Below are 17,951 nucleotides of genomic sequence, written 5' to 3'. Positions count from 1 at the left end.
GGTTAGTTGGTGTGGTCTTGTTGTTTGAGAGGATCGCCTTCGTGATTGGTGTAGCGGCCGATGAGCGGATACTGTTCCAGCTCGGCCACGGTGCCGGTGATGGGAAAACTTTCGCGCCCAACCCAGTAAACGCATGCCGCAGCGATGTCTTCGGGCATGATGAGGCGTCCCATCGGGATGGCGTAAGCAGGAAGACGCTCCGGCCAGCCTTCGCCGAGTCCGTCGCCGAGTTTGACCTGGTATTCATTCTCCGTGAGCGTCCAGCCAACATTGAGCTGGTTCACGCGTACGCGATCCTGGCCCAGTGCATCGGCTAGATTGCGTGTCATCGTCATCAAAGCGCCCTTCGACATCGAATAGGCGAGTAAATTGGCCTGACCGCAGTGCGCGAGCACGGAACCGATGTTCAGCACGACGCCCTGATTTTTCTTCAGCTCCGGCAGCAACGCACGGATGAGCAGCATCGGCGCACGCGCATTCACCGCGATGATGCGGTCAAACATGGTCGCATCCGTCTCGTCAATCTTCGCTCGATTCGTCAACGCCGCGTTGTTCACCAGCGCATCGACCTTGCCGAAGGCTACAATTGCATCGGCGGCCAGCTTTTCGGGATAGGCCGGATCTTCGAGGCTCCCTTGGCAAAACGCCGCCTTGTCCGTGCCGAGTTCTTTTCTCAACGCTTCACCACGTGCCGCATCGCGGCCATGCAGGATGACTTTCGCGCCCTCCATCACAAATCGCCGCGCCATGAATTCGCCGATGCCGGTGGTGCTGCCGGTGATGAGAATGACCTGGTCTTGGAGTCGCATGCTGGTGCCGTGGGATGGTTGAGCCCGTTTCTATGGCGAGCATGTCGCGCTGTGCAAGGCGACGCCTCAGGGCTTCGCTTTCCGCTGCGCGAAGAGCCACTCCCACAGCTCCGCCGTCTCATACGTCTGCACCCAACTGCCGTGGCCCACGCCGGGGAACTCGGTGTACTTCGGTTCGGGTGTGACCGCGGCCTTCTTCAAGGCGGCGATCATGTCGCGCGATCCGCTCACCGGCACGGTCGGATCATCGGCGCCGTGAAAAGCCCAGATCGCGACACCGTTCATCTTCGCGGCTTCCGCAGGATCCCAAAAACCGCACACTGGCACGGCGGCGGCAAATTTTCCCGGATGATTGGCGATCAGCCCCCACGAACCCACGCCGCCTAGCGACTGACCCGTCAGGTAGATACGCGCCGGGTCCGCTTTGAACTCATCCATGACTGCGTCGAGCATTTCCATCAGCTCTGGCATGACCGCGCGCACCTCCTTGTCCTTGATGCGAAACCCGCCTTCCACCCAGCGCGTCGATTTGCCATCACAGGCCGGAGCGATCACGATGCACGGATGCTTTGCCTGCATCTCGGGAGCCGCGAGCACGTTCGCTGCAGCGGTGTTGCCACCCGAGCCATGGAGACAGAGCACGAGCGGCAGCGGCGCATCGGTTTTCTGCGCTGGAACAAACAAGCTGTAGCGCAGCGTCTGGCCGTTGGTTCCCTTGAACTCACGCACTTGAAACGCCGCGTTCGAGCCACCTGGACGTGTCTGGTCCTCTCCCTTGCGTCCCTTTTTTCCCTGCATCGCGGCGATCTCTGTCGGATCGAGCACGCCATCGCCATTCGCATCCTGTCCTGCGGCACGCTGCCAGAACTTGTCGCCCAGCTCCTCTTTGGACAATTTGCCGTCCTTATTCGCGTCCTTGGACATCAGGCGTTCGGGGTTGATGCCTTTGTCTTGCGCTATGGCGAGCAGACTGACCGAGCACAGGGAGATGGTGAGCAATGTTTTCATGGTGGTGGCTGGGTGTCCTCCAAGAACGTCCGTTCAGTGTGAGAGTTGCTGTAAAACCCAGATCATTTGGCGAGCGCCCATGCGATGGCATTGAGCAGCAGGCGTCGAAATGCAGCGTCTTTGAAATCATCGGGATGACCGAATGATGTGTAGAAGATCTTGGCCTGTTTCGGACCGAAGCGATGAGTCCACGCGACGGGTTCGGCGGGCTGGTTTGGAATGGTGCCGATGAGCAGCGGCGTGGCGTCGGTGGCGAGCGGGGTGTTCTTGTACAGCGTGCCGTGGCCGATGAGTTCGGTGATGGTGATGCTCTTCAGAATGGCGTGCGCCTCCGCCCCCGGTGCCAGAGCAACGATGGTCTTGTCTTCGCCACGATGGTGATTGCTGTAATTGCCGCCGAGCACTGCGGGATCAAAATCCTGCCAGTGGTCGAGTTTCGGATCGGTGACCTTGTCATTTGGACGCAGCGCAAACGCATGGCTCGCGGTGCGGATGCCGATCAATGGCCTGCCCGCGGCGAGGAAGGCGCGCACGGCGTCGAGTTCTTCCTTCCGTGGCGTGCGGCGTCGCACGCTGACAAGGAGCAGATCGGCATCGCGCAGGGCTTCGATGAGGCCGGGGAAGTGATTTTTGTCGGCGGCATCGGCGTGGATGATCGTGACGTGATGACCGAGCGGTTTTAACTCCTTCTCAGCAAAGAAGGGCAGCGTTTCCCAGGTGAGATATTCGTCCTCGCCGATCATGAGAACGAGATTGGCGGCCTGGGCGGGCGCAAAGCTCGCGGCGATCAGCAGCGTGGTGAGGAGGAGACGGCGGAGTGTGTTCATGAACGGTTATTTGAGTGACTTGATGTAAAGCACGAGCGATTCGAGCTGCGTATCCGTGATCACGCCCGCGTAACTGGGCATGGCGTATTCGGACTTGGTGAAGGAGGTGTGCCGTTTGGCGTTGGGTTGCAGGATGGACTCGCGAAGGTATGCCTCATCGGCGGCGATGGTGCCTTTTGCCTTTTTCTCGGTGAGGTAGTCACGCTGTGTGCCGAACAGACCCTTCCACTTCGGGCCGATGTGGAAGAAATCCTGGTCCTTCACCGAATGGCAGGCGACGCAGCCGAGCATCTGCGAGAGGCGGCGGCCTTCTTCGATGGTGATCGGTCCCGCAGCTTGTGCCACAGCAGTGCGTGGCGTGAGATCGACGGTGATGTCGCCATAACCTTCCGCCTTCGCGTCGAACTTCACGAGTTCATGTGGCGTCGTGTAGGCGTTCTGCTCCATCGCGGCTCCGTCCGCGCTCGCGAGCGACCAGCCAATGCGCAATTGCATCACCGGTTTCATCCCTGGCACGCCGACGAACACGCTGCGGCCATCCGTGCTCACATACGCGCTGCTTGGCGTGAGCCAGTCGATGCCGGTGCTGCCGTCGGCCTTGTATTGCGCGGAACCGTAGGTGTGAGCGCGCTTGTAACCCCACGTGGCGAGCGAGTAACTGGCTGGATCGGCGGCTTTTTTCGGATCAACGGCCACGTCGAAGCGCAGGAGCACGCCTTGATCCATCGGCACGATCTCGCGCGGCAGCAGGCTCGGCGCACCGGTGTAACGCACGCGGCAGAGGCCGGCGAGTGTGTCGAGTGTGTTGCCCCAGCCGATGACCTGGAAGCCGGCGAGGTAGAGCTGCCCGTCCGCCGGATTCACCGAGCCATTGAGCGGCGGAAAGTCGAACTCATCCGTGATGCTCACCACGCTGGCCTGCAGCTTGGTGCCGCGCTCGTTCATGATCACGCGCAGCAGTTCCGGCTTGTTGAAGCAGATTTGAACCATCGAATCGTTCAGCGCGCCCAGCTTTGCATCGAACAGCCACACCTGCGACATGGCGGAGGAGTTCACCGCATGCGGCATCCACACAAGCGGCTCGGCGATGGGTGCGGGATACTTTTCCTTGGGCAACTTGTCGCTGAGGAAGCCGTAGAACTGATGATCGCGCACGATGTGCAGCGGCGTGCTCGGAATGTATTGCCCCTCCTGATCGCTCGAGGTGACGAGACCCGTGCGCAAATTCACGCCGATGCTCGGCTGGCGGAAGCCATAACCGAGCACGCTCGCTTTTTTGCCATCGGCGGAGATGCGCAAGACGCTGCCATTGTGTTTGCCAAGCGTCGTGGCCTCCTGCCCGCCCTTCGCGATGACAAACTCGCCGCCGGGCGCGAGCCGCAGCGTGCTCGGGAACTCGCGCATGTCCGCCGTCTGCGCGAAGGCATTGGAGAACAGTTCATGCACGTCCGCCTCGCCATCGCCATTCGTGTCGCGCAGTTTCCAGATGCCGTTGCGGTCGAAGACAAAGATTTGCTCGTCACGGATCGCACACGTCATCGGCTCGTGCAGGCCGGAGGCGAAGCGCTTCCAACGCACGGGGCCATTCATCTCGTGCAGGCCGCGGATCAGCCACACATCGCCATCCACGGTGATGCCCACGCCCGTGCCGTCTTTGAGGAACTGGATGTCGCCGAGCCGCAGCGCACGCTTCCATGGGTTGTCGGCGGGCAGCTCGATGTGATCGACGACATACACGTCCTTGGCGGTCGATGGCTTGATCTTTGATATCGCCTCCTGCGGCCAGCGTGGTTTCGGCGTCTCACTTGGAATCGCACGCGGAGTCACCGAGGGCGCGTCGTGTTCATCGCATAAGGAGATGCAAAACGACAAGGCGGCATCATGTGCCGGCACGCGCACAATCCACAATGTCTCGTCCGGCACGATCTCGGCGTTTCCTCCCGTCACCGTGACACCCGTCTCGATCTCCTGTGATGGCCCGTTCGACTTCGCGCCCAGCACCAGCAGCAGCGGCTTGGTGGAGGCGCCAACACTCATATGTCGTTCGATCAACGGATGCGAATCATGATTTGATACGACCCAGAACTCGCTCACTTCGACACTTGCCACATCGTATGCGAGCACCACGCCTTCCGGCACGAGACGCACGGCTTTGAACCGACCCATTGCCTCCGGCAACGGCCCGCGACCAACCTCCTCCACGCTGGGTGCTGGTTCACGCGGATCATCACGGCCAATCCGGTCTCCTGTTTGCCAGCCCGGATAGATGCCGTTGGCGATCCACTGCTTTCCATCCGGTTGTGGTGCCGGAAACTGTCCGCCCGGCGTCTTACGCCCCGCATCGAGATACGATCCTGGTGCCAGCGCCTTGTCCGTCACGCCTTTGCCGCGCCAGACGGCGGCGATGCGCAGGAGGTCGGTGTCAAAGCACACCCAGCATTCATGGCCCAGGTTCAGCACGATCCCGCGCGACGTGAGATTGTGCTCGCTGACTCCTGCGCGTCGCGCATCAAGGATCGAGGATCGAGGAGAAGAACGGGAAATCAGTCTCCACCCATGCTGCCCAGGGCTGCGGTGGATAGACAGGCTTTTTGGCGGGGTCTGCGGCTTGGAGGCACACGGACCCAAGAACAATGGAGAAGATGAGGAGATGGGTTTTCATCGGGCGAGATTCTGCAACACCTCCAGCGCCTTGGTCTCGAAGATCTTCTGCCACTCCGGTGCCACGAGTGTGTCACAATCCTCCTGAGCGTAGCCGGTGTTCGTGCGCTGCTCAACGGTCGGTGTGTAGTAGATGTAGCCGTTCGTGTAACCGGCGACGAAGGCGTTCGCGTCTTGCGCGGCCTTCTTGATGTTGAGTCCGATCTGGACGGTGAGTTCACCGGGAAAGGTCACGAGTTTGAAGTCGCCAATGCGCAGGCCGCAGATTTCGACATCGAGCGTGGGCTTGGCGGCGGCCTTGGTTTCGGCGAGATGCCTTTTGAGTAGGGCGAGGTTCGTGTTCAGCCGCGTGAGCTGTTCCATCACCGTGAGATTTTGCAGATACGCTTCGACGCTCGCGCGATTGTCGGCGTCGAGCTGCGAAATGGCCTTCCGCTCGAGCGATTGGTCGTGCAGGTAGCTTTGCGAATGGTGCGAGGGAAAATCAGGCCAGAGCTTGTGCTGGATGAGCAGCGGCAGGAAGGATTTGAAATTGATGTTGGTTGGCTTGAGCGCCGCGAGGAGTTTTTTTTGTTCGGTTTCGATGGTGGCGATGCGCTTTTCGTAATCGGCGGCTCGTGGCAGCGAAATCGTCGCATTGCTCACTTTGAGCGTGGAATCGTCGGCGGTCTTGATCTGACGTGCGGTGGCCAGAACGCTGGCACCGAGCATCGTTCCCAGCGGTTCCGCACTGGCAGGGTTGTTGACTTCTTTGTAGCGCACCGGGTTGATGTCACCACCGCAGCCTTGAATGAAAAACGCCATCGCTCCGCCGCCGAGTGCCTCTTCAATGGTCTTCGAGGCATAACCGGGAAAGTCCGCCGAGCTGCCTTTGTGCGGCGGATTCATGATCGGATGACACGCAAAGTTGTAAATCACTGCCAGCACCGATCCGTCTTCACGATCCAGCCGCAGCAGGCCGATCTGCGGATCAATCGGTCCCACGCCTGCCACATCTTCATCGCGGGGCATCGAGTAAGCCCGCCGCATGTCCACTTCGCTGCCGTCCTTCATCTTGATTCGACGATTTTCACTGATGCGGTTCTCCAAACTGCTGCCGGAGCCGACTTTGACTGGCAAGAGCTTCTTCGCCGCTTCTTTCACTACCTGCACGACAAGCTGAGCGGTGTCTGCGCGGATGATGCCATGGCAATGACTCGCATTGATGACCACGCTCGATGGCGAAATGCCTGCCTCTTTCTCCAACTGCCCACGCACCGTTGCCAGGAAGCCATTACCAATCCGTCCGATCTCCCCAATTGCCACCGCATCTACGGTGATGAGCACCGCGGTCGTTTCTCCGCTCTTCAACACGAGCGCCTTGGCGAAACACGGATCGTTCACCGGTCCCGTCCGATCCGTGATGTCGATCCTCGCCACACCAGCGCGGAGTTCGGCGTGAAGGGTTGACGCGGTGAACAGAAGCGCGCAGGAGCCGGCGAGGAGGGAGCGGATCAGAGACATGTGAGAGTGGTTATTGGAGACAAAACGTTGCGAAGCAGGCTTTCTCCAAACGTTCTATCTGCCAGCACCATGAAACCATCCGCCATCACCCGTCGTCGTTTTCTCGTCAGTACCGGTGCGTCGTTTGTTGCGCCGTGGGTTCGGGCGGACCTGCGCCCCGTGAGTGAACTCGGCTACGTCATCGGCGAACCGGTCGTCGAAGGCATTGGCGCGATGATCTTGGCGCAAGGCGGCAATGCAGTGGATGCGCTCGTCGCCACAGCGCTTGCCGGGGCGGTGACGCAGCCGCATCAGACGGGGATCGGCGGCTATGGGGCGCATGGCGTCTTCGCGATGGATGGCGGGAAGCGCATCGCGGCGATTGACGCGAACTCAACGGCTCCGGCGGCCTTCACAGCGGGCATTTTCAAGCCGGATGCGAAGGGTCGCGTGCCTGGCAGCAAGAATGATCACGGCTGGCTCGCGACCGGCGTGCCTGGAGTCATCGCGGGGCTGAAGCTCGCGCTCGATCAGTTTGGCACGATGCCGTTCAGCGAGGTGTTGCAGCCTGCGGTCAAGCTGACACGCGATGGTTTTGCGTTGCCTGCTTCGCTGGCGGCGAATTTTGCGAGAACAGCGGCGGCTTTCAAAAAAGATCCCGGCTCGGCGAAGCTCTACCTGCCCGGCGGCAGCGCTCCAACGGCGGGCGCGGTATGGAAGAACCCGGAACTCGCCGAAGTGCTCACGACGCTCGCGCAGGCGAACTCCATCGAGCCGTTTTATCGTGGTGACATCGCGCAGCACATCGCGGATGCATTTGCGAAGAACGGCGGACTCGTGACCGCGAAGGACATGGCGGCTTATCACGCGCGTGTTGTTGAGCCATTGAAGATGAACTGGGACGAGCACACGATCCACACCGCGCCGCTGACCAGCGGGGGCTTCACGGTGCTGCAAATGCTCGCGATCTTGAAAGCGATGAAGTGGGATGAGATGCCCATCGGCTTGCAGCGCACGCACGCGCGCATTGAGGCGATGCGGCTCGCGTGGCGGGACCGGCTCACGCTGCTGGGTGATCCTGAGTTCGTTTCGGTCCCGCAAGAGAAACTGCTTTCGGATGACTACGCTGCCGAATGCGCCGAAAAAATCCTCACTGAGGTCAAAGCAGGTCGCATCATCGATCATGGGATCGACACAAAGACTCAAGGGGGCACGCTGAACTTCAGCGCCTGCGACAAGCACGGCAACATCGCCGCGCTGACGCTCACGCATGGCAACGGCTTCGGTGCGCAGGTCACGGTCGAGGGTTTGGGCCTCACGCTCGGCCACGGCATGTCGCGCTTCGATCCGCGTCCCGATCATCCGAACGCTCCCGGCCCCGGTAAACGGCCACTGCACAACATGGTGCCGTGTGTCATCACGCAAAACGGCCGCCCCGTCGTCGCTATCGGAGGACGCGGCGGTCGGAAGATTCCGAACGCGATACTGGAGTTCCTCACGCAATACATCATCGAGAAGAAATCATTCACCGCCGCGCTTGCAGCACCGCGCCTTCATACGGAGGGCACGAAGGCTCTCGAATTTCAGAAAGCATGGCCTGCGACTGAAACCGGAGCGCTGGCGAAACTCGGCTACCAAGTCAAAACCGGCGGTAGCGCGACGCTGAGCGGTGTGGCGCATGAAAATGGCAAGTGGGTCGCCGGGATGCCGTGAGACTCGTGTAGCATAGGCTTTCTAGCCAGTGTCCGCGAGGCGGCGGTGGCCGATTTGAGATCGGCGCGTCGGGCGCTCGGAAGGCAGGCTAGAAAGCCCGCACTACTCATTGATCACGAATGAGCCCTCGTGTGGCGACACATCGAAGCGCAAGACATCGGCTCCATCCACTTTGCCAAGCCTTGCGGTGATGACGGCACCCTGCGCGTCCTTGACGACCACCTTTTGCCGATCCCATGTCGGCGGCGTAGCCACTTCGATCGTCAACGGCTGATCGTAGAGCGCGGGATCAGTCGTGCAGGTGATTTGGAAGCTGAGATGCTGCGCGTCAGATTTGAGGAGCGTGAGCTTCGCGGCATTGCGCGCGGTTTGATACTTGTAGATGTCGGCCATGCCGGCGATCCACAGATCGGAGGCGTGTTGTTTAGCGATGTCGAGGCCCGCGCGGAAGTTCGCCTCGGTGCTGCTGAGCCCGTCGCCGATATAGTGGTAATGAATGCGGCACCAGAGGCCGCGCTGGATGTGCTGGTCGAGGATGCGGCGAAAGTTTTCAACTCGATTGCCATAGCTGTCGTCCATGCCGGTACTGTTTTCGGAGGCGTCGAAGTGATGATACCTGACCAGGTAGTAGCGCAGTGTGCGCGTGGTGTCCCAGCGCGTGCCGCCGCCGAGGTTCAAGGCCGTGAGCCGGCTCTTGCCAGACGTCAGTTTCCAAATCGCCTGCGCGGCCTCGCCGATCTCCGCCTCCATGTCTTCATCGCCAAAGCCGCCACGATGATGCGCGGAGTGATTGGCGAATTCGTGATCGCCCTGCTTCGCCAGCGCCTCCCATTCGGCGCGATGCTGCTCGAAATCGGAAACGCGGCCGCTGCCTTGCTCAGATACGCCTGGATTGATCATGAAGGTGCCGCGAAAGCCATGCTCGCGCAGGATTGGCACCGCTTTAGTGAGCTGCGTGGGATGCGAGTCATCAAAGCGGATGCTCAGTGCGGCGGATCGACCGTTGTGCCATTTCGCAATGCGCAGGCTCACGCCGCTGACGTTATCCTGGATCGCACGATCTTTGTCGGATGTTGGCTTCGACCAACCTCCAGGCGGCTCCACGGCCTGCACGAAGCAAGTCGTCACTCCCACAGGCAGAGGGACGAGTATCTTGAACCACTCAATGCCCGTGCGCTGAACGAGCAGCGCATGGCCGCCCGCATCACGCACCTCCACATCGGTGGCGGGCCAGGCATTCGGGCCAGCATTGGGTAGCTCGACACGAACCGCCAATGGCTTCGTCTCTCCCTTCGGGTCCACATCTACACGCAGCTTGAACTTCTCCAGCCGTTCCGCCTGGATGACAGCAGGACCTTGATGACCATTCAGCAATATCTTCACGCCACCGAGTTCAGTTGACTGCGCGAAGGCAGTGGTGACGAGGAAAAACAGGCACAGAGTTCTCATGAGGAGACAGGTGGAGCTCGGAGATAGGGACTAGAAATTGGTACGGGTTCTCTCTCTTCAACCTCTCCAACAACTACTCCAGGGTCAGCGGGCCCCATAGATCGGGATAGCGCCTGGCTTCGGTGGGAATGTCGATTGGCATGGGCTTCGCGCCGACGCTACGCCACCAAGTGCAGGAGGCGTTTGGTCGTTTCAAGAACGCCATATCCGCCGGGCTGAGGTTGTCCATAGGCACCACAAACTCGAAGAACCCAGGCCCGGCGCATGACAGAGACTCCCCCGGCTACTCCGACTGCAAACCCGTGGTTTCCTCTTCGCGCGGCGCGAGGTTGTTGCTCATGATGATGCGGGCACAGGCATTCCAATGGAGGATCGCGTCGTCATTGCCCGGCGGGCGAATGGCTTCCGCTTTTTCATAACTGTTCATGGCTTCACGCAGGAAACCATAGGCTTCCGGCCCGGAGCCACCGCGATGCAGCAGCGCCTTGGCGCGGCGCTCGGCGATGATACCGGCATAGTAGGCCTGTTCATAGGGATTGCGCAGACGCGGCAGGACATCCTTGGGCTGCACGGCTCCCACGCCATAGCCTTTGCCGAAACGGTCGGTGAGGGCCAGCAGCAGCGTTGTGAGCGCCTGCTGGTTGTCGGAGTCGATCTGCAGCACGTCGTGGCAGATGCTTTCGGCTTCACCGGGCTCGTTGAGCAGGCGGTAGCGCAGGGCTTTTTCGAGTGCTGCGGGGATGGCTTCTTTGGAAAGAGGTTTGAGGTCAAACATGGTCGTTCTCCGGTTTGGGTTTGGGGCGCAACAGCTTGAGCGCCCGTTTCAATGGATCGTAGAATTCATCCACCACGCGCTCCTTGAGCGGGATGATGGCGTTGTCGGTGATGGTGATGTCCTCGGGGCAGACCTTGGTGCAGCACTTGGTGATGTTGCAGTAGCCGATGCCGTACGCGTCCTTCAAGTCCTGCAAACGGTCCTCGGTGTCGAGCGGGTGCATCTCCAGCGCCGCGGTGTAAACGAGCAGGCGCGGGCCGATGAATTCCTCATGTTTGTTGTGCTCGCGCAGGACGTGGCAGACATCCTGGCAGAGGAAGCACTCGATGCATTTGCGGAACTCCTGCACGCGGTCAATGTCGCCCTGCGCCATGCGCCAGGAGCCGTCGGGCGCATCGGGCGGACGTGGCTTGAACTTCTTGATCTTCATCTTGGCGGCGAAGTTCCACGACACATCCGTCACGAGGTCGCGCACATGCGGAAATGCCTTGATCGGCTCAATCGTGACCGGCTTGTCGAGCGGCAGCGAATTCAAGCGAGTCATGCACATGAGCCGGGGCATGCCGTTGATCTCGGCGGAACATGAGCCGCACTTGCCGGCCTTGCAGTTCCAGCGGCAGGCGAGGTCATTGGCCTGCGCGGACTGAATGCCGTGCACGGCGTCCAGCACCACCATGCCTTCCGACACCTCGGTTGTGTAGTCCTCGAACTTCCCGCCGTTCGAGTCGCCGCGATAAATGCTGAAGGTGGCTGTGTTCATCACTTCATTTCCTCGATGACTTGTTTGAGGTGCTCTGGCATTTCAGGGATGGACTCGCGGCGCACCTGCATAGTCCCGTCTGCTGCTTTGCTGACCACCGTGTTCACTTTGCCAAAAGCGGCGTCCTTGTTCTCGTAGTCCTCGCGGAAGTGCGCGCCGCGGCTTTCCTTGCGTTCGATGGCGGAGCGCGTGATGGCTTCGGACACGGTCATGAGGTTGTGCAAATCAATCGCCGTGTGCCAGCCGGGGTTGTATTCGCGATGACCATAAACTGCGACCTTGCGCGCCCGTTCCCACAACTTGCCAAGCCCGTCCAGCGCGCGCTGCATCTCGTCCTCGGTGCGCACGATGCCGACGAGGTCCTGCATCATCTCCTGCAACTCGGCCTGCACTTGATACGGCCCTTCAGCGCCGCCGCCCTTGGTTGCACCACGCTCGAACGGCTCCAGCGAGCGACGCACAGCTTCATCGATCTGATCGTTGTTCACCTGTCCGGCACCGTGCTCCTTCACATACTTTGCGGCGAACTCACCGGCCCGTTTGCCGAACACGATGATGTCGGACAACGAGTTTCCGCCGAGACGGTTCGCGCCGTTGATGCCGGCGGCGCATTCGCCCGCGGCGAACAGGCCGGGCACGTTGGACATCTGTGTGTCGGCATCCACGCGAATACCGCCCATGGCGTAATGCGTGGTGGGGCCGACCTCCATCGGCTCCTGGGTGATGTCGATGTCGGCCAGTTGCTTGAACTGGTGATACATGCTCGGCAACTTGCGCTGAATGTGCGCGGCAGAGTCCGCGATTTTTTCTTTGATCCATGCGATGTCGAGAAACACGCCGCCGTGCGGGCTGCCACGGCCCTCTTTGATTTCGCGCACGATGCAGCGCGCCACATGATCGCGCGTGAGCAGCTCGGGCGGACGGCGCGCATTCTTGTCGCCCTGGCAGTAGCGCCAGCCTTCCTCGGCGTTGTCGGCCGTCTGCGCTTTGTAGTTGTCGGGGATCGAGTCGAACATGAAGCGCTTGCCTTGATTGTTCGTCAGGATACCGCCCTCGCCGCGCACGCCTTCGGTGACGAGAATGCCCACCACGCTCGGCGGCCAGACCATGCCGGTGGGATGGAACTGCACGAACTCCATGTCGATCAGTTCCGCACCCGCGTCGTAGCCCAGTCCCACGCCATCGCCGGTGCCTTCCCAACTGTTGCTCGTGATCTTGTAGGCGCGTCCCAGGCCGCCGGTGGCAAGCACCACCGCCTTTGCCTTGAACACCTTGAAGCGTCCCCGCTCCCTCTCATACGCCAGCGCACCGACGACGCGCTCTCCATCCTTGAGCAGCGTCACCACCGTGTGTTCCATGTGAACGTCGATGCCCTGATGAATGCCGTGGTCTTGCAGGGTACGGATCAGCTCCAGCCCCGTGCGATCACCCACATGCGCCAGGCGCGGATACTTGTGCCCGCCGAAATTGCGCTGAAGGATGCGGCCATCCGGCGTGCGATCAAACACCGCGCCCCAGGCCTCCAGTTCGCGCACGCGGTCAGGTGCCTCTTTCGCGTGAATCTCCGCCATGCGCCAGTTGTTCACGTATTGCCCGCCGCGCATCGTGTCGGAAAAATGGACCCGCCAGTTGTCGCGATCATCGACATTCGCCAGCGCCGCCGCGATGCCGCCCTCGGCCATCACCGTGTGCGCCTTGCCGAGCAACGACTTGCAAATCAAGCCCACCTTCACGCCCGCCGTCGATGCTTCGATGGCCGCACGCAGTCCCGCGCCTCCCGCACCGATGATCAGCACGTCGTGTTCGTGGGTCTGGTAGTCGGCCATGTGGTTGGGTCGGATGGAGTTGCAGTTTCAGATCAATCGCCAGTCCGTCCAGATGCCCATCGAGCATAGGCGGACATAAAGGTCGGAAAACATCACGGAAAACAAGCTCATCCACGCCCACATCATGTGGCGACGGTTAAAGCAGCCCACGCAGTGCCAGGCCTTCTCGCACAGCGGCGCTTTGGATGGTTCATCGAGGAACCCACCGATGAGATGGCGCAGCGAATGGCAGCCAAATGAGTAGCCGGAGAGCATCACCACATTCACCGAGAGAACGATGGTTCCCACCCCGATGCCGAACCCGTCCGCGAACCATAGCGCCTTCCACACATCATGCGCGAGCAGGCTGAGGAAGATCAGCGCGAGATACATGAAGTAACGATGCACGTTCTGCATAATGAGCGGGAAGGAGTTCTCGCCCAGGTAGCTCTTGCGCGGCTCGCCCACCGTGCAGGCGACGGGATCAGCCCAGAACGCCTTGTAGTAGGCCCCGCGATAGTAGTAGCACGTCATGCGGAATCCCGCCGGCGCCCAGAGAATCAGCAGCGCGGGCGAGAACGGCAGCCACGCTGGCCACCAGCCCGGCTTTGGCCCAAACCAACTGTGCGGCGAGTCGCCGAAAAGTTCGGGCGAATAAAACGGCGAGAGATACGGCCCCGAATGATAGTGCGCGCCCTGAAAGGCCGCCCAGGTCGAGTAAACAATGAACGCACTCAACCCTGTGAAGACGAGCAGCGGCTGAGCCCACCAGGCATCACGCCGCATGGTCGCCCCGAAAGGGCGTTGTTGAGTGGTCGCGGGTGGGTTGGCCATAGACAGTTCCTTGGAATTCCGCCTTGATCACCCTCTGGAATAGCGGGCCGCCAATTTTCTGACAAGCTTATTTTTAAAGCGATCTGAGTTCCATGAAGAACGAACTGGTCTTGCTCAAGGCAGCTCGAGATGGTGTTTCACGAAATCGAATGCTTTTCGATACGCCTCTTTGATCTCCTCAGGATCGCCGCCGCCGAGACCATGCTCGCCGTTCTTGATCGCGTGCAGTTGAAAGGGGACGCCGTGCTTCTCGAACTCACGCGCCATGAGCTGCGATTGCTCGAAGGGCACATCGGTGTCCACCGTGCCGTGAATCAGCGTCGTCGCCGGATACTTTGGGCTGACATTCTTCAGAGGCAGGTACGGCGTGATCTTTTCCGGCTCGCGCAACGGATCGACACCCGAGAGCATCTCGCCCCACTTGCCCGTTTGACGACCGTGAATGTAAATCAGGCCGCCATCGCCTTTGCGCAGTCGCGAATCGGACACCGGTGGTCCGCCAAGTTGCTTGGCGAACTCTTCATCCGTGATTTTCTTCGCGTTGTGACGCGGATGCGGACTCGGTTTCGTCGCCCAGTCGGTAAGAATCTCGCCGTAACCCCAGAACGACAGCAACACACGCGGCGCGGGCTGCACACGAAAACCCGCGATCAACGTGATAAAACCGCCCGCCGAGCCGCCGCTGACGGCGATACGATTTGGATCAATGCCGAAGCGCGTCGCACCCTCACCGCGCATCCAATGAAACGCATCCTCGATGTCACTGACGACCGCAGGCAGCTTCGACTCCGGTGCCAGACGATAATCAAGCGATACGAGCACATAGCCGTTGGCGAACGCAAAGTCGCGCACCTGCCCGCTGAGTTGTTCACGATGTCCGTTGATCACCCCGCCGCCGTGAATCCACACCACCGCTGGTCTTGGTTTTGTGGTGCCATCGTGGAAGACATCGAGTTTGACCTCCATGCCGTCTGCCTTCTTGTAGATCACGGTTTCTTTCACGGGCTGTGCCTGTGCGACTGCGGAGAGCAGTAGTGCCGTGAACAGGTGACGCGACCGGGCGATGGCATTCATGGCGAGGAATAACGGCCGTATTCGGGGCATTCCTGCCCCGAGTCATCGGCTTCGGGCCAGGAATGGCCCGATTACAGCGGCGAATTGTCGCCCAGCCACACCTGTTTCACTCGCAGCGTCTTGGAAAACAGCACGAGGTCGGCGCGCTTGCCGGCCTTCAGGCTGCCGACTTCTTTGTCGATGCCGAGACGCTCTGCGGGTGTGAGACTGGCCATGCGGATCACTTCCCAAAGCGGCGCTCCGCTGCTGGCCTTCATCGTGCGTACCATGTGATCCATGCCCACTGAACTGCTGCCGAGTCCCGTGGCCGTGCGGCTGACCTTGCCATCGTGCGTGATGTCGTTGCCGGTGTGAATGTTGCCGATCTTGTAGCTGCCAATGGGCATGTCCACCGCACGGCTGGAGTCCGTCACCAAAAACAAACGCTTCGGTCCGATCATGCGATACGCGAACAGCAGCAGCTCGGGCGCGAGATGCTGGCCGTCGGCAATGACCTCGGTGCTCATGTCAGTGTTGAAGAGCACGTATTCTTCCATGCTGCCCTGCATCGGTGTGCCCAGGCGTGCGCGCACGGAGCTCACATCGCTCATCGCACACCAGAAATGGTCCACATGCCGCATGCCATCGCGAAACGCTCGGTCCATCTCCGACCACGAGGCATTCGAGTGCCCACAAGTGATGAAGCAGCCCTCTTTCCGCGCCATCTGATAAAACGCCGCCGCGCCACGCAGCTCCGCCGCGCAGGTGGCGATGCGGATGAAGCCGGTCTTGAAATACGCGCGGAATTCTTCCGGCGTGGGATCGCGACGACCCGCAGCGGGATGCGCGCCCACCTTGTCCGCCGCGAAGAACGGCCCGTAGAGATGAATCCCCGGAATGCGCGGCAGTCCACCAGCCGTAGCCTCCTTGCCAATCGTCTGGCACGCCTTGATCATCGCATGAATCTCCGTCGGTGTTCCCGTGGTCGTGGTGGGAAAAATTGTCGTCGTGCCATGGCGAAAGTGCGTCTGGCAGGCCACCCGCGCCGCCTCCGTCGTGCCGTCCATGAAGTCACCGCCGCCGCCGCCATGCACATGCACATCGACAAACCCTGGTGACAGATAACCACCCATCCCATCCACCACCTCCGCATCCTTCGGCATAGACTTCGACGCCGCGCTGATCTCCGCGATGCGCCCCTCACGCACGACCACTCGTGCATTCGACAACAGCTTGTCCGGCAAGATGGCGTTGATGTTGTGGATGATGAGTGGCTTCATGGCGGGAGGGGTGAGGATAACGGGTCAACGATGGCGGTGTTGTCAAATGGCGAGGTCGTGGGGACAACCCGCTATTCATGACCCATTTCTGGGCGCAATCAGGGAAATAAGCGGAGATGAACCGCGTTAGAGGCGGGGTGAATGCCGTTTGGCATGGACTGGCCGGTGCGTTGCACCAACCCGCCATCCCCCTGGCTTCGTCCCCTATGAACCTATGAAACCCATCTCACGACGCGAAATGCTGAGAGGCACGGGCGCGGCGCTCGCGCTGCCGTTGCTCGAAGCCATGCAGGCGCCGCGCGCTTTCGCGGCTGCGGCGAAGCCGCCGTGCCGCATGGTCTTCGTCTATGCTTCCACCGGCGTGGCGGTGCCGTATTGGACGCCGAAAGGTGAGGGCGCGGATTACGAGATGTCGCCGACGTTGAGCACGCTGAAGGCGTTCAAGGACGACATGCTGGTGATCAGCGGGCTGGATCACCGCCGCGAAGACCGGGCGAGCAACGAGCACGACATGGCATCCTCCACTTTGCTCAGCACGGCACCGATTGGACAGCGTGACCGTGCGACTTATGCCACGGGTATTTCGGTGGACCAGGTGGCGGCGAAAAAATTGGGCGATCTGACCCGGCTGCCGTCGCTCGAACTGGGCTGCGACGCCAACTCGAGCCGCATGCACGTCAGCAACGTCTCGTGGCGCGGGCCGGCCATGCCGATGGGGCGCGAGTTTCGGCCACGGCAGGTTTTCGCGCGGCTGTTTGGCGATCCGAGCGGCGATGCGTATCGCCGCAGCACTCTCGATTACGTGCTCGGCAGCGCGCGCCGGTTGCAATCGCGCCTCGGCGCGCAGGATCGCGACAAGCTCGGTGAATATCTCGAATCCATTCACTCCATCGAGCAGCGCATCGCTGCGGCGGAACGGCATGCGGTGGCGGTCGCGCCGAAAATGGCATTGCCCGAAGGCGTGCCGGGCGACTTCAGCGAGCATCTCCGGCTGATGTGCGACCTGCTGGTGGTGGCGCTGCAAAGCGATGTCACGCGCGTGAGCACGTTCATGTTCGCGAACGAGAGCGACGACCACGCGTTCCCGCAGCTCGGCATTCCCGAAGGGCACCACGCGCTCTCGCACTACAATCCGCTCACCGACGAAGGCAAGGCGCAGGAGGCGAAGCTGCAGAAGGTCGATCAATTCTACATCGAGCACTTCGAGTATCTGCTGAGCAAGATGAAGGCGACGCGCGATGGCGAGGGCACGCTGCTGGACAATTGCATGGTCTGCTACGCCAGCGGCCTGAGTTATCCCAACAAACACAGCCGCATCGACATCCCGGTGGTGCTCGCTGGCCGCGCCGGCGGCACGCTGGCTCCCGGACGCCATGTCCGCCACCCTGCTGGCACACCCTTCTCGAATTTGCTCTTGTCGATGCTCGACCGGATGGACGTGCCGCTCGACCGGGTGAGCGACAGCACCGGGCGCCTGCCCGGCCTAACATGATGA

15 protein-coding genes are annotated in these 17,951 nt (G+C 61.0%); 2 read left to right on the top strand and 13 right to left on the bottom strand.

Annotated features, from left to right (window positions below; all coding sequences use genetic code 11):
• Window positions 1-2 precede the first annotated feature (2 nt).
• The 6 genes from U1A53_RS02080 to U1A53_RS02055 form a co-directional block, all read right to left on the bottom strand.
• Window positions 3-809 carry an SDR family NAD(P)-dependent oxidoreductase gene (locus U1A53_RS02080; protein ID WP_322278698.1) on the bottom strand — a complete coding sequence of 269 codons (807 nt, stop codon included), beginning with the start codon at window positions 807-809 and terminating at the stop codon, window positions 3-5.
• 66 nt (window positions 810-875) lie between these two features.
• Window positions 876-1,817 (bottom strand): prolyl oligopeptidase family serine peptidase, encoded by a 942-nt coding sequence (locus tag U1A53_RS02075; RefSeq protein WP_322278697.1) that lies wholly within the window; start codon window positions 1,815-1,817, stop codon window positions 876-878.
• A 62-nt stretch (window positions 1,818-1,879) separates the two neighbouring features.
• Window positions 1,880-2,644, bottom strand: coding sequence for a ThuA domain-containing protein (locus U1A53_RS02070; protein ID WP_322278696.1), 765 nt, complete (start codon window positions 2,642-2,644; stop codon window positions 1,880-1,882).
• Between the two features lie 6 nt (window positions 2,645-2,650).
• Window positions 2,651-5,104 (bottom strand): cytochrome c, encoded by a 2,454-nt coding sequence (locus U1A53_RS02065; protein WP_322278695.1) that lies wholly within the window; start codon window positions 5,102-5,104, stop codon window positions 2,651-2,653.
• A 49-nt stretch (window positions 5,105-5,153) separates the two neighbouring features.
• A complete protein-coding gene (locus tag U1A53_RS02060; RefSeq protein WP_322278694.1) occupies window positions 5,154-5,306 on the bottom strand; it encodes a hypothetical protein in 153 nt (50 codons plus the stop codon).
• Complete coding sequence (locus U1A53_RS02055) at window positions 5,303-6,808, bottom strand: hypothetical protein (protein ID WP_322278693.1); 1,506 nt, start codon at window positions 6,806-6,808, stop codon at window positions 5,303-5,305. Before U1A53_RS02055 ends, U1A53_RS02060 begins: the two co-directional genes overlap by 4 nt.
• 69 nt (window positions 6,809-6,877) lie before the next feature.
• Between U1A53_RS02055 and U1A53_RS02050 the strand changes: the two genes are divergently transcribed.
• A complete protein-coding gene (locus U1A53_RS02050) occupies window positions 6,878-8,500 on the top strand; it encodes a gamma-glutamyltransferase family protein (RefSeq protein ID WP_322278692.1) in 1,623 nt (540 codons plus the stop codon).
• A gap of 102 nt (window positions 8,501-8,602) precedes the next feature.
• On the opposite strand, the gene U1A53_RS02045 is transcribed toward U1A53_RS02050, so the two are convergent.
• The 7 genes from U1A53_RS02045 to U1A53_RS02015 form a co-directional block, all read right to left on the bottom strand.
• Window positions 8,603-9,949: a polysaccharide deacetylase family protein gene (locus U1A53_RS02045; protein ID WP_322278691.1), complete on the bottom strand. Its 1,347-nt coding sequence runs from the start codon at window positions 9,947-9,949 to the stop codon at window positions 8,603-8,605.
• Window positions 9,950-10,232: 283 nt separating this feature from the next.
• Entirely contained in the window at window positions 10,233-10,724 is a 492-nt protein-coding gene (locus U1A53_RS02040) for a hypothetical protein (protein WP_322278690.1), read from the bottom strand.
• Window positions 10,717-11,484 (bottom strand): succinate dehydrogenase/fumarate reductase iron-sulfur subunit, encoded by a 768-nt coding sequence (locus U1A53_RS02035; protein WP_322278689.1) that lies wholly within the window; start codon window positions 11,482-11,484, stop codon window positions 10,717-10,719. Before U1A53_RS02035 ends, U1A53_RS02040 begins: the two co-directional genes overlap by 8 nt.
• Entirely contained in the window at window positions 11,484-13,310 is a 1,827-nt protein-coding gene (locus U1A53_RS02030; RefSeq protein WP_322278688.1) for a fumarate reductase/succinate dehydrogenase flavoprotein subunit, read from the bottom strand. Before U1A53_RS02030 ends, U1A53_RS02035 begins: the two co-directional genes overlap by 1 nt.
• A gap of 27 nt (window positions 13,311-13,337) precedes the next feature.
• Entirely contained in the window at window positions 13,338-14,123 is a 786-nt protein-coding gene (locus U1A53_RS02025; protein ID WP_322278687.1) for a hypothetical protein, read from the bottom strand.
• A gap of 114 nt (window positions 14,124-14,237) precedes the next feature.
• The gene (locus U1A53_RS02020) at window positions 14,238-15,197 is read right to left on the bottom strand and encodes an alpha/beta hydrolase (RefSeq protein WP_322278686.1); all 960 of its coding nucleotides are present in this window, start codon (window positions 15,195-15,197) and stop codon (window positions 14,238-14,240) included.
• A gap of 71 nt (window positions 15,198-15,268) precedes the next feature.
• On the bottom strand, window positions 15,269-16,456 hold the full coding sequence (locus tag U1A53_RS02015; RefSeq protein WP_322278685.1) for an amidohydrolase family protein: 1,188 nt from the start codon (window positions 16,454-16,456) through the stop codon (window positions 15,269-15,271).
• 214 nt (window positions 16,457-16,670) lie between these two features.
• Between U1A53_RS02015 and U1A53_RS02010 the strand changes: the two genes are divergently transcribed.
• A complete protein-coding gene (locus U1A53_RS02010) occupies window positions 16,671-17,948 on the top strand; it encodes a DUF1552 domain-containing protein (RefSeq protein WP_322278684.1) in 1,278 nt (425 codons plus the stop codon).
• The last annotated feature ends 3 nt before the right edge of the window (window positions 17,949-17,951 follow it).

The sequence above is a fragment of the Prosthecobacter sp. genome (assembly GCF_034366625.1).
Taxonomy (GTDB): Bacteria; Verrucomicrobiota; Verrucomicrobiia; order Verrucomicrobiales; family Verrucomicrobiaceae; genus Prosthecobacter.
The sequence above is the reverse complement of the archived record's forward strand: the minus strand, read 5'-3'. Positions and strand labels throughout refer to the sequence as shown.